Origin of the sequence: Streptomyces griseochromogenes, from assembly GCF_001542625.1 — a bacterium.
GTDB lineage: Bacteria > Actinomycetota > Actinomycetes > Streptomycetales > Streptomycetaceae > Streptomyces > Streptomyces griseochromogenes.
Window position 1 is genome coordinate 1,500,336 of the sequence record NZ_CP016279.1, and the last position, 15,477, is coordinate 1,515,812.

Below are 15,477 nucleotides of genomic sequence, written 5' to 3' on the forward strand. Positions count from 1 at the left end.
CACAATCGCCGCGGCCGTTCCTTTCATGAGCACTCCATGCTGTCGGACGGCGCATCGGTGCAGCCGCGGGAAACGACCCCAGCGGACCTCTTCTCCCAGTTGGCCCCGGGTGCTCGGGGCCTGTCCACTCCAATTGGTCCGCCTGGGCAGTCGCTGCTCCATTGGTGAGGCCCCCGTCGCTGACGAGCGGCGCGACGCGAAGGGCGGTACGGAGAGCCCGTACCGCCCTTGTCACGGTCGAGAGTCAGAGCACCTTGGAGAGGAAGGCCTTCGTCCGGTCGTGCTGGGGATGGGCCAGTACCTCACGCGGATGGCCGGACTCCACGACCACGCCGTCGTCCATGAAGACCAGCGAGTCGCCGACCTCGCGGGCGAAGCCCATCTCGTGCGTGACGACGATCATCGTCATGCCGTCCTCCGCGAGGTCCCGCATGACGTCGAGCACCTCACCGACCAGCTCGGGGTCGAGCGCCGAGGTCGGCTCGTCGAAGAGCATCAGCTTGGGCTCCATCGCGAGGGCCCGGGCGATCGCCACGCGCTGCTGCTGGCCGCCGGACAGCTGGGCCGGGTAGTGGCCGGTCCGGTCACCCAGGCCCACACGGTCCAGCAGCCGCTGCGCGCGCTCCCGCGCGACGGCCCTGCTCTCCCGCCTGACCTGCACCGGCGCCTCCATGACGTTCTCCAGCGCCGTCATGTGCGGGAAGAGGTTGAAGCGCTGGAACACCATGCCGATGTCCCGCCGCTGCGCCGAGACCTCCTTCTCCTTCAGCTCGTAGAGCTTGTCGCCGTGCTGCCGGTAGCCGACCAGGCGGCCGTCCACGTACAGCCGGCCGGCGCTGATCTTCTCCAGATGGTTGATGCACCGGAGAAACGTGCTCTTGCCGGAACCGGACGGGCCGATCAGGCAGAACACCTCCCGCGGGTTCACCTCCAGGTCGATGCCCTTGAGGATGTGCGCGTGCCCGAACGACTTGTGCACGCCCTCGGCCCTGACCATCGGGTGGCCGCCGGGGACGACGTCCTTGGAGAACTTGGTCATCGGGCCACCTCCGGGCGGCGGAACGAGCCGAAGATGCGGAGGTTCTTCCGGAACCGCTGCAGCGGGGTCGGCGGCAGGTTGCGCGACGAACCGCGGGCGTAACGGCGCTCGATGTAGTACTGGCCGATGCTGAACACCGTGGTCAGGATCAGGTACCAGATGCAGGCCACGAAGTACATCTCGACGACCGCCAGCGAGGTGCTGGAGATGTCCGTGGCCTTCTTGATCAGCTCGGGGAGCTGGACCGAGTAGGCCAGCGCCGAGGTCTTCAGCATGTTGATGAACTCGTTGCCGGTCGGCGGGACGATGACCCGCATGGCCTGCGGCAGGATCACCCGGCGCAGCGTCTGGGCCTGGGTCATGCCGAGCGCGTGCGAGGCCTCCGTCTGGCCCTCGTCGACCGACTGGATGCCGGCCCGGACGATCTCCGACATATAGGCGGCCTCGTTCAGGCCGAGTCCCAGCAGCGCCGTCAGGACCGGCGTCATCACCTGGTTCATCTCGTTCTTGTAGAACCCCAGGTTCAGGATGGGGAAGACGAGCGAGATGTTGTACCAGAGCAGCAGCTGGACCAGGACCGGGGTGCCGCGGAAGAACCAGATGTAGAACCAGGCCACCGTGCTGGTGACCGGGTTCGACGACAGCCGCATCACGGCGAGGATCACGCCGAGTACGACGCCGAGCACCATGGCCAGCACGGAGATGTACAGCGTGGTCCAGGCGCCGGAGACGATGTCCGGGTCGAAGACGTAGTCCGGGATGACGCTGTAATTGATCTTCGCGTTGGAGAAGGCGACCCCGATCAGCGCCACCAGGGCGAGGACCACGGCGCCGGCCACCCAGCGGCCGTAGTGGCGCACCGGGATGGCCTTGATCTGCTCCGGCGGCGCCGGAGCCTTGTCGACGGTGTCGGTCACGGTGACTGCCTTTCAGTGCCGCGCGAGGCTCAGGAGCCGCCGTTGATCTTCGACTCCGTCAGCGCGCCGTCCGTGACGTTCCACTTCTGCAGGATCTTGGTGTACTCGCCGTTCTTGATGATCGCGGCCATGGCGGCCTGGAGGGCGTCGCGCAGCTGGGTGTTGTCCTTGCTGACCGCGATGCCGTACGGACCCGCCTCGATCTGGTCGCCGACGACCTCGAAGTCCTTGCCGCCACCGGAGGTCTTCGCGTTGTAGGCGGCCACCGGGAAATCGTTCAGGTCGGCGACGGACGCGCCCTGCTTCAGACGCAGCAGCGCCTCGGGGTCGGTGTCGAAGGTCTGCAGGTCGATGGCCTTCTTGCCGTCCTTGGTGCACTTCTTGCTCTGTGCCTTGGCGATGCCCTCGGACGTGGTGCCCTTCTGCAGGGCCACGACCTTGCCGCACAGGTCGTCCAGGGACTTGACGCCCTTCGGGTTGCCCTTCTGGACGAGGATCGACGTACCGGCGGTGAAGTAGTCGACGAAGTCGACGCCGTTGCCGACCTTCTGGCCGTTGTCCGAGTTGATGCCGTTCTGGCGGTCCTTGGTGTCGTTCATCGCCGACATGATCACCTGGAAGCGCTTGGCCTGCAGGCCCACGATCAGGTTGTCGAACTTGCCGTTCTGGAAGTCGAACGTCACGCCGAGCTGCTTGCCGAGGGCGTCCGCGAGGTCGGGGTCGATGCCGACGGCCTTGCCGTCCTTCATGTACTCGACCGGCGGGTAGGCGATGTCGGAGCCGACCTTGATGACGCCCGCCTTGCGGATGTCCGCGGGCAGCTTGCCGGCCAGCGGGGCGGAGCCGGACGACGAGCTGGAGCCCGTGCCGCTGTTCTTGTCCGTGTGATCACCGCAGCCGGTGAGCAGCAGGGCGCCGGCGGCCGCGACGGCACCGACGGCGGCGAGCCGGGAGTGGGCGGCGGTCGTACGAGGCGTGGAGTTTACGGTCATCGTGGTTCCTCCGACTGATGGGAAGAGATGCCGATGGGTCGACGGAAACGCGCACCTTCGGGTGCCGCGACCTCGTGGGTTTACGGCATCTTGCCATTCGGGCTAGGCCATTCAGGGGCGTCGCTGTGTCAAAATCGCATAACGGGTGACCCCCGAATCGCAGTCAGGTCCCGCCAGGACGGGACCCCAGGACCGCAGATCTGCGGAAATCCATCACTCAGGCCGGAAAATCTTCGGGCCATCTCACGATGTGGTCCATCGTTGCGGTCCATCGCCGCGCGCGCCGGACAACCGGTCGCGCGTCGCCGCCGGGTCACGGCCGTGTCGCATCCATGTCAGCCGTGCGTCATCCGGGTGTGGCTTTCTGGTCCCGTGATGTGACCTTGCACCTAATGGACTCGTCGTGAGCGCCGTCCGTCCGGTAAGAAGGTTCTTTACACCCCTCATCCGGGGCTCAGGGCGCGTGTGCGGCGCGCCCGTCGCGTATGTGCTCGTACGTATCAGCAACCGGGCCGTACGCGGTGCCCGCCCACCCCTCACCAGGAGTGGTCGACCCTCAAACCATGCATAGCTAAGGGGTAAAACAAAGTGGCAGCGGAGATCGTCAATCCTCGCAGCGACAGCAGTACGGATCAGGACGGCGGGGCCGAGCCCCTCGATTCCTTCGATCCGGTGTTCGCGCTGCACCGCGGCGGCAAGATGGCCGTGCAGGCCACCGTGCCGGTCCGTGACAAGGACGACCTTTCCCTCGCGTACACGCCCGGCGTCGCGCGCGTGTGCACCGCGATCGCGGAGCAGCCGGAGCTGGTCAACGACTACACATGGAAGTCCTCGGTGGTCGCCGTCGTGACCGACGGCACGGCCGTGCTCGGGCTCGGGGACATCGGTCCCCAGGCCTCCCTCCCCGTGATGGAGGGCAAGGCGATCCTGTTCAAGCAGTTCGGCGGCGTGGACGCGGTGCCGATCGCGCTCGACTGCACGGACGTCGACGACATCGTCGAGACCGTGGTCCGGCTCGCTCCCTCCTTCGGCGGAGTGAACCTGGAGGACATCTCGGCACCCCGGTGCTTCGAGATCGAGCGCCGGCTGCAGGAGCGCCTCGACATCCCGGTCTTCCACGACGACCAGCACGGTACGGCCGTCGTGACGCTGGCGGCGCTGCGCAACGCGGCGCGGCTCAGCCGACGAGAGATCGGGCAGCTGCGCGCCGTCATCTCGGGCGCCGGCGCGGCCGGTGTCGCCATCGCCAAGATGCTGGTCGAGGCCGGCATCGGGGACGTGGCGGTGGCGGACCGCAAGGGCGTCGTGTCCGCGGACCGCGAGGACCTGACGCCGGTCAAGCGGGAGCTGGCCGGTTTCACCAACAAGGCGGGCATCACCGGCTCGCTGGAGAAGGCCCTCGCGGGCGCCGACGTCTTCATCGGCGTCTCCGGCGGTACGGTCCCGGAGGAGGCCGTCGCCTCCATGGCTGAGGGCGCCTTCGTGTTCGCGATGGCCAACCCGAACCCGGAGGTGCACCCGGACGTCGCGCACAAGTACGCGGCGGTCGTCGCGACCGGGCGCTCGGACTTCCCGAACCAGATCAACAACGTGCTGGCCTTCCCCGGGATCTTCGCGGGCGCGCTGCAGGTGCGGGCCACGCGGATCACGGAGGGCATGAAGATCGCCGCCGCGGAGGCGCTGGCCGCTGTGGTCGGGGACGACCTCGCCGCCGACTACGTCATTCCGTCGCCGTTCGACGAGCGGGTCGCTCCGGCCGTGACCGCGGCTGTGGCTGCTGCCGCTCGTGCCGAGGGCGTTGCGCGTCGCTGACGTTGCGCCGAATGGCCCCGTCCGTTCGGGCGGGGCCATTTTCTTTGCCCGCCCGCCCGTTCGAGTGCCGCGAGGGCGCCCTTGAGGGCGTGGGTGCCGGGCTGCGCCGCATGGGTGCCGTCACGCAAGAGGGCATGTGTCACAGCGCCGTGCGGTTCCGTCCGCTGCGCGGCGCACCTATCGTCGAGCCCATGTTCGCTGTCTACGCTGCCCGGATCGACCGCGACCAGCCGCTCTCCGGCCTTGAGTTGGGGGAGCGTCCGGCTCCCGAGGCCCGGCCCGGCTGGAGCACCGTCACCGTGCGGGCCGCCTCCCTCAATCACCACGACCTCTGGTCCCTGCGGGGCGTCGGGCTCCCGGAGGACCGGCTGCCGATGATCCTCGGCTGCGATGCCGCCGGGATCGACGAGGACGGCAACGAGGTCGTCCTGCACTCCGTCATCGGCCAGAGCGGCCACGGCGTCGGCCCGAAGGAGCCCCGCTCCATCCTGACCGAGCGCTACCAGGGCACCTTCGCCGAGCAGGTCGCCGTGCCGACCTGGAACATCCTGCCCAAGCCGAAGGAGCTCTCCTTCGCGGAGGCCGCCTGCCTGCCGACGGCCTGGCTGACGGCGTACCGGATGCTGTTCACCAACGCCGGGGTGCGGCCCGGTGACTCGGTCCTCGTGCAGGGCGCGGGCGGCGGTGTCGCCACGGCCGCGATCGTGCTGGGCAAGGCGGCCGGCCTGCGGGTCTTCGCCACCAGCAGGGACGAGGCGAAGCGGAAGCGGGCGCTGGAGCTCGGGGCCGTCGAGGCGGTGGAGCCGGGGGCCCGGCTGCCGCAGCGCGTGGACGCCGTCATCGAGACCGTGGGTGCCGCCACCTGGTCGCACTCGGTGAAGTCCCTGCGGCCCGGCGGCACGATCGTCATCTCCGGCGCCACCAGCGGCGACCGTCCCTCGCACGCCGAGCTGACCCGGATCTTCTTCCTGGAACTGAAGGTCGTCGGCTCCACCATGGGCACCAAGGACGAGCTGGAGGACCTGCTCGCCTTCTGCGCCGCCACCGGTGTACGGCCCGTCATCGACGAAATGCTGCCCCTGGACCGGGCCCGCGAAGGCTTCGAACGGCTCGCGTCCGGTGAGCAGTTCGGGAAGATCGTGCTCACCCATTCCTGAAGTCCCTTCGGGGGTGCGCCGACGGCGGGTCCGGATGCCGGGCCCGCCTTTTCCGAACCCTTGGCGTCAACCAAGGTTGACATGACGCGAGGTGTCAACGTAAGTTGACACCATGACCGAGGCAACGGATCTCGCCCAGCGTGCCGGTGACCGCGATCCGCGGGTCGGGCTGCGGGCCGTGGCCGCGCTCCGCAGGCTGCTGGAGCAGCTGGAGGCGGTACAGGTGCGCAGTGCGCGCAATCAGGGCTGGTCGTGGCAGGAGATCGCCGCGGAGCTGGGTGTCAGCAGGCAGGCCGTGCACAAGAAGTACGGGAGGCAGTGATGTTCGAACGCTTCACCAAGGACGCGCGAGACGTCGTACAGGGCGCTGTCGAGCACGGGGAACGCGAGGGGGCGCGGACCGTCGGTGCCGAGCATCTGCTGCTCGCCCTCCTCGACCGCGAGGCGAGCCGTGCCTCCTTCGCGCTGGCCGCGCTCGGTGTCGCGGAGCGCAAGGAGTCCGTACGGGAGGCACTGAGTGAGGCGCGGCGGCGGGGAGGCCTGTCCCGGGCCGAGGTGGACGCCCTCGCGGGACTCGGCATCGACGTCCCGGAGATCGTCTCCCGGGTCGAAGAGGCGCACGGTGCCGGGGCGATGACCGGCGATCGCCAGGGCAGGGGCCGGCGGCCGGGACGCCGTTCCTTCGGCCGGGGCGCCAAGGACGTCCTGGAAGGGGCGTTGCGCGCCGCCGTCGGCCGCCGTGACGGTCGCATCGGCGACGAGCACCTCTTGCTCGCCCTGACCGTGCGGCCCGGAGTGCCCGCCGAGGTGCTCGCCGACCACGGGGTGACCTACGAGTCCCTGCGACGCGTGCTGTACGGCGAGGGCACGGCTCAGGCCGGCTGACGGCCGCGGCGCCGGGAGACTCGGGCCGATGGTCCGCGTGGCCGGTCCGGGCGGACCGCTCCGGCGGTGCGCCTCCGTCGGGGGCGGGCGCACCGCCGTTCCGGGACGGCTCAGACCTTCGGGCGGCGCAGTATCGCCCCGATGCGGGCCGCCGCCGACGACAGATGGCGGCGGGCGTCATCGAGCTGGTCGGTGCTGACGCCGTGGTCGCGGGCCGCGTCCCGGATGTCGTCGCGGAAGCGGTCGAGCAGGCGGTCCAGGTCACGGGCCGGGTCGCCGGTGGGGTCCTCGTGGGCCCAGGCCGGCTCGTACTCCGCCGGGAAGTCCTCCGGGGTGGCGGAGTAGTCCGGGATGGTGGAGTGGTCCGGCGCGGCGGAGTGGTCCGGGGCGGTGGTGTGGTCCGGCTCCGCGGTGGGGGCGGACCCGGCGGGGCCCGGGGCCGGCTCTTCGGTGTGGCGGCCGAAGCCCCAGTCCTTGCCGAACCCCTTTCCGTAGTCCTTTCCGAACTCGCCGAACTCCTTGGCGAGTTCGGTCAGGCCCTCGCGTACACCGGTCGGCCAGTCGCCGCGGACGAAGTGGTCCTGGACCCGGTCCTGGACGTGGCGGGCGATGCGCTGCATCTCCTCCTGCGCCTGGGCCCGTGCCCGCGCCTGGGCCTCCTGGGCCTGATGGCGGGCCCGCTGGGCCTCCTCGCGGGCCCGGCGGCTCTCGTCCTTGGCGCGGCGGGCCTGCTCCTTCCACTCCTGCTTGACCCGGCGCATCTCCTCCTTGGCGGCCCGCCAGGCCTCCTTGTCGCCCAAGTCGCCGTGCTCCCCGACGGGGCCCGCCTCCCGGGCGCCGGCCCTGCCGCCGTTACGAGCCTCCGAGGCGGCCGCGCGCATCTCGCGGCGCAGGTCGCCGGCCGCGCCGCGCACATCGGCCCTTATCTCGGCGGCGAGTTCGGCGACGGACTCGCGGATCTCCAGCTCCAGGTCGGCCAGCTCGCCGCTGCGGTCGGCCAGTTCGGCCCGGCCGGCGTCCGTGATGGCGTACACCTTGCGGCCGCCCTCGGTGGTGTGCGTGACCAGGCCCTCCGCCTCCAGCTTGGCCAGCCGGGGGTAGACCGTGCCCGCCGAGGGGGCGTACAGGCCCTGGAAGCGCTCTTCCAGGAGCCTGATCACCTCATAGCCGTGGCGCGGGGCCTCGTCCAGCAGCTTGAGCAGATAGAGGCGGAGGCGGCCGTGGGCGAAGACGGGCGGCATGTCAGAGCACCTTCTTGTCGGTCGTACCGTCGGCCCGGGCGCCGGTGGCGTCGGCGTCCTGGCCGGAGACGGAATTGTCCCCCGGGCGGGCCTCGGCGCCGACGGGGGGCTCCGTCTCCCACGGGGTGTCCTTCTCGTCCTCCCCCGGTGGGCGGCGCAGCAGGGCGATGGAGCCGGAGATCGTGGTGGCTCTGAGCCTGCCGTTGCCCGCGCCGAGCCGGCCGGTGATCTTGTGGGCGCCCCACTGGCCGTGCACCCGCAGGCCGTCGAAGGCGTTGGAGATCGTGCCGCTCGCGGTGTTCGCCTCCACGTCGGCGTCCGCCGGGTGCGGCATGCGGATCGCGATCTCGCCGGAGACGCTGGTCAGCTGGACATCGGTGGGGCCGTCCGGGTCAAGGTCGATGATCATGGAGCCGCTGAGGGAGTCGGCGTGGACCGACGAGCCCGAGCCCTCGACCACGGTCAGGTCGCCCGAGATCGAGTGGAACCGCAGGTCGCCCGTGACGGCCTGGGCCTCCAGGTTCCCGGACACGGTGTCGGCGCGGACCGGGCCGGAGAGGCCCACGAGGGTCGTGTCGCCGCTGACGCCCTTGACCGCCGAGGGGCCGCTGATGCCGGAGACGACCGCGCCGGCGCTGACCACGCCGACCTCCACCCGCGTGTCGGCGGGGACCGCGAGGGAGACGACGGCGCCGCGCCGCCAGCCCTTGCGGTCGAGCCACTTCAGGAAGCCCTTCCAGGGCAGGTCGTCGTAGGCCACGGTGAGGGTGCCGCCCTGCTGTGTGACGGTCAGGGGCGGGCCGTCGATCTCCGAGACCTCCAGGCGGGCGGAACCCTCGTCCGTGCCCACGACGTTGACTGTTCCGTCGACGATGCGTACGTGGAGGTCGCTCACGGGGGCTTCGAAGGTGAGCTTTCGGGGCTCGGCGACGGACCACTCGGGCATGGGGGACCTCCTCGACCGGACGCGGCCGCGACGCCGCGACACGCCATATCGCGTCTTCTGTGAAACACGATATATCGTGGTCACGGAAAGTCAAGACACCCTTTCGTGGGGAGGGCGGGGGCCGGGTCGCTTCGACGGCCCGCGGCCGGGTGGGGTGGGGTGCGGTCGGACGCGGTGCCGCGGCGGCCCCTCGGTGGCGCGAGTGCGCATAGGCTGTCCCTGGATTCTTCATCCGCATGGACGTATACGCAGGAGAGGCAGCTCATGTACTTCACCGACCGCGGTATCGAGGAGTTGGAGAAGCGGCGCGGCGAGGAAGAGGTCACCTTCGAGTGGCTTGCCGAGCAGCTGCGCACGTTCGTGGATCTCAACCCGGACTTCGAGGTGCCCGTCGAGCGGCTCGCGACCTGGCTCGCCCGCCTCGACGACGAAGACGACGAGTAACTCCGCCGACCGCGCGAAAAGGGCCCGGCCCCGAGTTCCTGCGAACTCGGGGCCGGGCCCTTTCGTGTGCGGTGCCGGAGGCCTTACGCCTCGAACACCTCACGCACCAGCTGCTCCTGCTCGGCCTGGTGGCGCTTGGCGGAGCCCACGGCCGGGGACGAACCGTGCGGACGCGAGATGCGCCGCAGACGCTCGCCGTGCGGGACGTCCGGGCCGACCGCCAGGTCCAGGTGGTCGATCAGGTTGAGCGCGATGAACGGCCAGGCACCCTGGTTCGCCGGCTCCTCCTGGACCCACAGGTACTTCTCGGCGTTCGGGTACTTGTTGACCTCCGCCTGGATCTCCGCACCCGGCAGCGGGTACAGACGCTCGAGGCGGATGATCGCCGTGTCCGTGGCGCCGCGCTTCTGACGCTCGGCCTCCAGGTCGTAGTAGACCTTGCCCGCGCAGAAGACGACCTTCTTCACGGCCGCCGCGTCGGTGATCGACGCGTCGCCGATGACCGGGCGGAACTCGCCGCTCGTGAACTCCTCCGCCTTCGAGGCCGCCGCCTTCAGACGCAGCATCGACTTCGGGGTGAAGACGATCAGCGGCTTGTGGTGCGGGTTGTGCACCTGCCAGCGCAGGAGGTGGAAGTAGTTCGACGGGAGCGTGGGCATCGCGACCGTCATGTTGTTCTGCGCGCAGAGCTGCAGGAAGCGCTCGACACGGGCCGAGGAGTGGTCCGGGCCCTGGCCCTCGTAGCCGTGCGGGAGGAGGAGGGTGACGCCGGACGTCTGGCCCCACTTCTGCTCCGCCGCCGAGATGTACTCGTCGACCACCGTCTGCGCACCGTTGACGAAGTCGCCGAACTGCGCCTCCCACATCACGAGCGCGTCGGGACGGGCCAGCGAGTAGCCGTACTCGAAGCCCATGACCGCGTACTCGGACAGGAGGGAGTTGTAGACGTTGTACCGCGCCTGCTCCTCGGCGAGGTACATCAGCGGCGTGAACTCCTCGCCCGTCTCGCGGTCGATGAGGACCGCGTGGCGCTGGCCGAAGGTGCCGCGCTGGGAGTCCTGGCCGGACAGGCGGACCGGGGTGCCCTCCAGCAGCAGGGAGCCGACGGCCAGGGTCTCGCCCATGCCCCAGTCGATCGTGCCGTCCTCGACCATCGTCGTCCGGCGCTGCAGCTGCGGCAGCAGACGCGGGTGGACGGTGAACTGGTCGGGGATGTTGACCTGGGACTCGGCGATGCGCTTGACGACCTCCGAGGAGATCGCGGTCGGGACCGCGACCGGGAAGCCGTCCTGCGGCGCCTGGACGTCTGCGGCGGTCGGCTGGGACGTGGCCTCGCGGACCTCGGTGAAGACCTTCTCCAGCTGGCCCTGGTAGTCCTGCAGCGCCTGCTCGGCCTCTTCCAGGGTGATGTCGCCGCGACCGATCAGGGACTCGGTGTAGAGCTTGCGCACCGAGCGCTTCTTGTCGATCAGGTCGTACATCAGCGGCTGGGTGAAGGCCGGGTTGTCCGACTCGTTGTGACCGCGGCGGCGGTAGCAGATGAGGTCGATCACCACGTCCTTGTTGAACGCCTGGCGGAACTCGAAGGCGAGCCGCGCGACGCGGACCACGGCCTCCGGGTCGTCGCCGTTCACGTGGAAGATCGGGGCCTCGATCATGCGGGCCACGTCCGTCGCGTACATGGAGGAACGCGAGGACTCGGGGGCCGCGGTGAAGCCGACCTGGTTGTTGATGACGATGTGGACCGTGCCGCCGGTGCGGTAGCCGCGCAGCTGCGACATGTTCAGGGTCTCGGCCACCACGCCCTGGCCCGCGAAGGCCGCGTCGCCGTGCAGCGCGACCGGCAGGACGGTGAAGTCCGTGCCGCCCTTGTTGATGATGTCCTGCTTGGCGCGGGCGATGCCCTCGATGACCGGGTCGACCGTCTCCAGGTGGGACGGGTTGGCGGCCAGCGAGACCGTGATCTGCTCGCCGTCCAGGCCGGTGAAGGTGCCCTGGGCGCCCAGGTGGTACTTCACGTCGCCGGAGCCGTGCATCGACTTCGGGTCGAGGTTGCCCTCGAACTCGCGGAAGATCTGCGCGTACGACTTGCCGACGATGTTGGCGAGGACGTTCAGACGGCCGCGGTGGGCCATGCCGATGACGACCTCGTCCAGGCGCGACTCGGCGGCGCTGTCGATGACCGCGTCAAGCAGCGGGATGACGGATTCGCCGCCCTCCAGCGAGAAGCGCTTCTGGCCGACGTACTTCGTCTGCAGGAAGGTTTCGAAGGCCTCGGCGGCGTTCAGCCGGCGCAGGATGCGCAGCTGCTCCTCGCGCTCCGGCTTGGTGTGCGGGCGCTCGACGCGGTCCTGGATCCACTTGCGCTGCTTGGGGTCCTGGATGTGCATGAACTCGATGCCGATGGTGCGGCAGTACGAGTCGCGCAGGACACCGAGGATGTCGCGCAGCTTCATCAGGGACTTGCCGGAGAAGCCGCCGACGGCGAACTCGCGCTCCAGGTCCCACAGGGTGAGGCCGTGCTCGGTGATGTCCAGGTCGGGGTGCTTGCGCTGGCGGTACTCCAGCGGGTCGGTGTCGGCCATGACGTGGCCGCGGACCCGGTAGGAGTGGATCAGCTCGAAGACGCGGGCGGCCTTGGTGACGTCGTCGTCGTGCGAGGCGTCGATGTCCTTGAGCCAGCGGACCGGCTCGTAGGGGATGCGCAGCGCCTTGAAGATGTCGTCGTAGAAGCCGTTCTCGCCCAGCAGCAGGTTCGAGACCTGGCGCAGGAACTCGCCGGAGGCGGCGCCCTGGATCACCCGGTGGTCGTAGGTCGACGTGAGCGTCATGACCTTCGAGATGCCGAGCTTGTTCAGGGTGTCCTGGCTGGTGCCCTGGAACTCCGCCGGGTAGTCCATGGAGCCGACGCCCATGATCACGGACTGGCCGGGCATCAGCCGCGGCACGGAGTGGACGGTGCCGAGGCCGCCGGGGTTGGTCAGGGAGACCGTGACACCGGTGAAGTCGTCCATCGTCAGCTTGCCGTCGCGGGCGCGGCGGACGATGTCCTCGTAGGCCTGCCAGAACTCGAAGAAGTTCAGCGTCTCGGCCTTCTTGATGGCGGCCACGACGAGCTGGCGGTCACCGTTCGGCTTGACCAGGTCGATGGCCAGGCCGAGGTTGACGTGCGCCGGCTTGACGAGGGTCGGCTTGCCGTCCTTCTCGCCGAACGACCAGTTCATCGACGGCATGGCCTTGATGGCCTGCACCATCGCGAAGCCGATCAGGTGCGTGAAGGAGATCTTCCCGCCCCGGGCGCGCTTCAGGTGGTTGTTGATGACGATCCGGTTGTCGAACAGCAGCTTCACCGGGACCGCGCGGACCGAGGTGGCCGTCGGCAGCTCCAGGGAGGCGTTCATGTTCTTCGCGACCGCGGCGGCCGGGCCGCGCAGCGTGATCAGCTCGGGGCCCTCCGGGGCCGCCGCGGCGGCGGGTGCGGCGGGCGCGGCCTTCGCCTTCGGCTGAGCGGGCGCCTGTGCGGGCGTCGCCGGCTTGGCCGGGGCGGGAGCGGGAGCCTTCGCGGGCGCCGGGGCCGGAGCGGCCGCCGCGGGCTTCGGAGCCGCGGGAGCCGGTGCCGGGGCCGCCGGTGCCGGGGCCGCCGGAGCCGCGGGCTGGGCCTGCGGAGCCGTGGTGGCGGTCTCTGCGGCCCCCGCGGCCGCAGCCGGCGCACCCGGCTTGTAATCGGCGAAGAAGTCCCACCAGGCACGGTCTACCGAATTCGGGTCCTGGAGGTACTGCTGATAGATCTCGTCGACGAGCCACTCGTTGGGACCGAACGCAGCAGCGGGGTTCTTCCCGGCTTGGTCATCGGTCGAGATGCTCGAGTTACTGGGGGACTGTGGCGACACGGCGGCAACCGCCCTCTTCCGCTTCACAAGGTGATGGACAGCGGAAATAAAGGCTACGCCCCCAAGAGCGTGAAGGTCAGGTCAGGCCGGTTCATCGTCGCGTAAGTCACATCAGAAATCTTGTTTCAGGGCTTGATATGGCGGGAAACAAGCGTGGTTCCGCATGTGTGCCGAGGTGTGTGGGATCGCCGAGCGGGGCCCGGCGCGACGGCGACCCGGGCCTGTCCCTGATCACACGTGTCCGACTGCGCGGACGTCTGTGGATCTTGTGGCTCCGGTTCGGACTTTACGTCAACCTGGGACGGAAGTCAGTCCCGGGAGAGTGACGATGATCCGGCAGCCCCGGTCGGATTCGGCCACGCCGATCCGGCCGCCGTGCAGATCCACCGCCCAGCGGGCGATCGCCAGGCCGAGCCCCGTACCGCCGTCGCTGCCCGGCCCGTGCGGCCGGGTCACCGCGCCGCGGTTGAACCGCTCGAACACCCGGTGCCAGTCGGACCGGGGGATTCCGGGGCCCTCGTCCAGGACCTCCAGCACCAGGGACTCCGGCTGCGGCCCGCGCCGCGCCTTCACGGTCACGCGCCCGTGCGGCGGGCTGTGCTTGACGGCGTTGTCGATCAGGTTGGCGACGACCTGGTGGATGCGCTCCGGGTCCGCGTGCGCGGTGAGCTCCGGCGGGGACACGTCGAGGTGCAGATGGACGTCCGTACGCGTGTGGCTGCCGGATCCGGACGCTATGCCCGCGCGCGCGGAGGCGACCATGTTGGCCTCCTTCAGCACGCCCGAGAGGTACGGCCACACCTCGAAGCGGCGCATCTTCAGCGGTACGACGCCGTTGTCGAGCCGGGAAAGGTCCAGCAGGGTCTCCACCAGGCGGCCGAGCCGCTCGGTCTGCTTGAGGGCCGTCCGCATGGTCTCCGGGTCGGCCTCGGTGACCCCGTCGACGATGTTCTCCAGCACCGCGCGCAGCCCCGCGATCGGAGTGCGCAGCTCGTGCGAGACGTTCGCCACCAGCTCTTTTCGCTGCTGGTCCTGTGCTTCCAGCTCGTCGGCCATGACGTTGATCGTCTGGGCCAGGTCGCCCAGCTCGTCGCGGCGGTTCTCGCGTACGCGGCGTGTGTAGTCGCCCTGCGCGATCGAGCGGGCCACCGCGTTCATCTCGTCCAGCGGCGAGGTGAGTGAATGCGCCACGAACTGCGTAATCAGGAGTGTGGCGATCATCGAGAAGACCGTGATGAAGCGGAGCTCCGTCTTGGTGTGCACCGCGATCATCGACAGACCGGTGGTGATCAGCACCGAGATGACGACCAGCGTGCCCAGCTTGGTCTTGATCGAGAACGGCCGTACGCCGCCCCAGGGGTCCTCTCCGAGGGTCCCGGGGCTCCTCCGTGCGGCCTCCCGCCCCTCGATCATGGCGTCGGTGTCTCCAGCGCGTAGCCCACACCGTGCACGGTGCGGATCCGCTCGGCGCCGATCTTCCGGCGCAGCGCCTTGATGTGGCTGTCGACGGTCCGGGTGCCGGAGGCGTCCGCCCAGTCCCACACCTCGGCCAGCAGCTGCTCACGGGAGAGCACCGCGCGCGGGGTGTTCGCCAGGCACACCAGCAGGTCGAACTCGGTCGGCGTCAGGTGGACGTCCTCGGACTTCACCCGGACCCGGCGCTGTGCGTGGTCGATCTCCAGCTCGCCGAGCCGCAGGATGCCGGAGCGGGGCGTGGACGCGGCGACGACCGCGCGCTCCACGCGCCGCAGCAGGACGTGCACCCGCGCGGCCAGCTCGCGCATCGAGAACGGCTTGGTCATGTAGTCGTCGGCGCCGACGCCGAGCCCGACCAGCATGTCGGTCTCGTCGTCCCGGGCGGTGAGCATCAGCACCGGCACCGGCCGCTGCGCCTGCACCCGTCGGCACACTTCGAGTCCGTCGAAGCCCGGCAGCATGATGTCGAGGATGAGCAGGTCGGGCTGCCAGGCCTCGGCCGTGTCGACCGCGGCCGGACCGTCGGACGCGGTCTGCACGAGGAAACCCTCGGCGCGCAGCCGGGCCGCGATGGCATCGACGATCGTGGGGTCGTCCTCGACGACCAGCACCCGGCGCTGTGCGCCCTGGGTGTTCGTGGCCGCGCCGCTCTGGGAGGTGTGTGTCTGCTCCATCGCC

13 protein-coding genes are annotated in these 15,477 nt (G+C 69.8%); 5 read left to right on the top strand and 8 right to left on the bottom strand.

Annotation, left to right across the window (positions count from 1 at the left end; genetic code table 11):
- Window positions 1-244: 244 nt before the first annotated feature.
- From AVL59_RS07060 to AVL59_RS07070, 3 genes are read right to left on the bottom strand one after another with little or no spacing between them, the layout of a single operon-like run.
- Window positions 245-1,039, bottom strand: a complete 795-nt coding sequence (locus tag AVL59_RS07060) for an amino acid ABC transporter ATP-binding protein (protein ID WP_067300436.1) — start codon at window positions 1,037-1,039, stop codon at window positions 245-247.
- Complete coding sequence (locus AVL59_RS07065) at window positions 1,036-1,956, bottom strand: amino acid ABC transporter permease (RefSeq protein WP_067300439.1); 921 nt, start codon at window positions 1,954-1,956, stop codon at window positions 1,036-1,038. Before AVL59_RS07065 ends, AVL59_RS07060 begins: the two co-directional genes overlap by 4 nt.
- 29 nt (window positions 1,957-1,985) lie before the next feature.
- The gene (locus tag AVL59_RS07070; protein WP_067300442.1) at window positions 1,986-2,948 is read right to left on the bottom strand and encodes an ABC transporter substrate-binding protein; all 963 of its coding nucleotides are present in this window, start codon (window positions 2,946-2,948) and stop codon (window positions 1,986-1,988) included.
- Window positions 2,949-3,536: 588 nt separating this feature from the next.
- On the opposite strand from AVL59_RS07070, the gene AVL59_RS07075 reads away from it, so the two are divergent.
- From AVL59_RS07075 to AVL59_RS07090, 4 genes are all read left to right on the top strand, one after another.
- Entirely contained in the window at window positions 3,537-4,760 is a 1,224-nt protein-coding gene (locus AVL59_RS07075; protein ID WP_067300445.1) for an NAD(P)-dependent malic enzyme, read from the top strand.
- Between the two features lie 191 nt (window positions 4,761-4,951).
- The gene (locus tag AVL59_RS07080) at window positions 4,952-5,917 is read left to right on the top strand and encodes a zinc-binding dehydrogenase (RefSeq protein WP_067316983.1); all 966 of its coding nucleotides are present in this window, start codon (window positions 4,952-4,954) and stop codon (window positions 5,915-5,917) included.
- Between the two features lie 112 nt (window positions 5,918-6,029).
- Window positions 6,030-6,239 (top strand): helix-turn-helix domain-containing protein, encoded by a 210-nt coding sequence (locus tag AVL59_RS07085; protein WP_067002878.1) that lies wholly within the window; start codon window positions 6,030-6,032, stop codon window positions 6,237-6,239.
- Window positions 6,239-6,802 (top strand): Clp protease N-terminal domain-containing protein, encoded by a 564-nt coding sequence (locus AVL59_RS07090; RefSeq protein WP_067300447.1) that lies wholly within the window; start codon window positions 6,239-6,241, stop codon window positions 6,800-6,802. Before AVL59_RS07085 ends, AVL59_RS07090 begins: the two co-directional genes overlap by 1 nt.
- 110 nt (window positions 6,803-6,912) lie before the next feature.
- On the opposite strand, the gene AVL59_RS07095 is transcribed toward AVL59_RS07090, so the two are convergent.
- Both AVL59_RS07095 and AVL59_RS07100 read right to left on the bottom strand, forming a co-directional pair.
- Entirely contained in the window at window positions 6,913-8,043 is a 1,131-nt protein-coding gene (locus AVL59_RS07095; protein WP_067300450.1) for a PadR family transcriptional regulator, read from the bottom strand.
- A 1-nt stretch (window position 8,044) separates the two neighbouring features.
- A complete protein-coding gene (locus AVL59_RS07100) occupies window positions 8,045-8,989 on the bottom strand; it encodes a DUF4097 family beta strand repeat-containing protein (protein WP_067300453.1) in 945 nt (314 codons plus the stop codon).
- Window positions 8,990-9,253: 264 nt separating this feature from the next.
- Between AVL59_RS07100 and AVL59_RS07105 the strand changes: the two genes are divergently transcribed.
- Window positions 9,254-9,433 (top strand): DUF6104 family protein, encoded by a 180-nt coding sequence (locus AVL59_RS07105; RefSeq protein ID WP_003992906.1) that lies wholly within the window; start codon window positions 9,254-9,256, stop codon window positions 9,431-9,433.
- An 83-nt stretch (window positions 9,434-9,516) separates the two neighbouring features.
- On the opposite strand, the gene AVL59_RS07110 is transcribed toward AVL59_RS07105, so the two are convergent.
- The 3 genes from AVL59_RS07110 to AVL59_RS07120 form a co-directional block, all read right to left on the bottom strand.
- Window positions 9,517-13,323, bottom strand: a complete 3,807-nt coding sequence (locus tag AVL59_RS07110; protein WP_067300456.1) for a multifunctional oxoglutarate decarboxylase/oxoglutarate dehydrogenase thiamine pyrophosphate-binding subunit/dihydrolipoyllysine-residue succinyltransferase subunit — start codon at window positions 13,321-13,323, stop codon at window positions 9,517-9,519.
- Between the two features lie 291 nt (window positions 13,324-13,614).
- Window positions 13,615-14,736, bottom strand: coding sequence for a HAMP domain-containing sensor histidine kinase (locus AVL59_RS07115; RefSeq protein WP_099053015.1), 1,122 nt, complete (start codon window positions 14,734-14,736; stop codon window positions 13,615-13,617).
- Entirely contained in the window at window positions 14,733-15,473 is a 741-nt protein-coding gene (locus AVL59_RS07120; RefSeq protein WP_067300458.1) for a response regulator transcription factor, read from the bottom strand. Before AVL59_RS07120 ends, AVL59_RS07115 begins: the two co-directional genes overlap by 4 nt.
- Window positions 15,474-15,477: the final 4 nt, after the last annotated feature.

What these genes read in the sequence shown, in the direction of transcription:
- AVL59_RS07070 (WP_067300442.1), bottom strand. Translation starts at nt 2,948, where the DNA reads ATGACCGTAAACTCCACGCCTCGTACGACCGCCGCCCACTCCCGGCTC.
- AVL59_RS07085 (WP_067002878.1), top strand. Translation starts at nt 6,030, where the DNA reads ATGACCGAGGCAACGGATCTCGCCCAGCGTGCCGGTGACCGCGATCCG.
- AVL59_RS07095 (WP_067300450.1), bottom strand. Translation starts at nt 8,043, where the DNA reads ATGCCGCCCGTCTTCGCCCACGGCCGCCTCCGCCTCTATCTGCTCAAG.
- AVL59_RS07090 (WP_067300447.1), top strand. Translation starts at nt 6,239, where the DNA reads ATGTTCGAACGCTTCACCAAGGACGCGCGAGACGTCGTACAGGGCGCT.
- AVL59_RS07080 (WP_067316983.1), top strand. Translation starts at nt 4,952, where the DNA reads ATGTTCGCTGTCTACGCTGCCCGGATCGACCGCGACCAGCCGCTCTCC.
- AVL59_RS07100 (WP_067300453.1), bottom strand. Translation starts at nt 8,989, where the DNA reads ATGCCCGAGTGGTCCGTCGCCGAGCCCCGAAAGCTCACCTTCGAAGCC.
- AVL59_RS07060 (WP_067300436.1), bottom strand. Translation starts at nt 1,039, where the DNA reads ATGACCAAGTTCTCCAAGGACGTCGTCCCCGGCGGCCACCCGATGGTC.
- AVL59_RS07115 (WP_099053015.1), bottom strand. Translation starts at nt 14,736, where the DNA reads ATGATCGAGGGGCGGGAGGCCGCACGGAGGAGCCCCGGGACCCTCGGA.
- AVL59_RS07120 (WP_067300458.1), bottom strand. Translation starts at nt 15,473, where the DNA reads ATGGAGCAGACACACACCTCCCAGAGCGGCGCGGCCACGAACACCCAG.
- AVL59_RS07105 (WP_003992906.1), top strand. Translation starts at nt 9,254, where the DNA reads ATGTACTTCACCGACCGCGGTATCGAGGAGTTGGAGAAGCGGCGCGGC.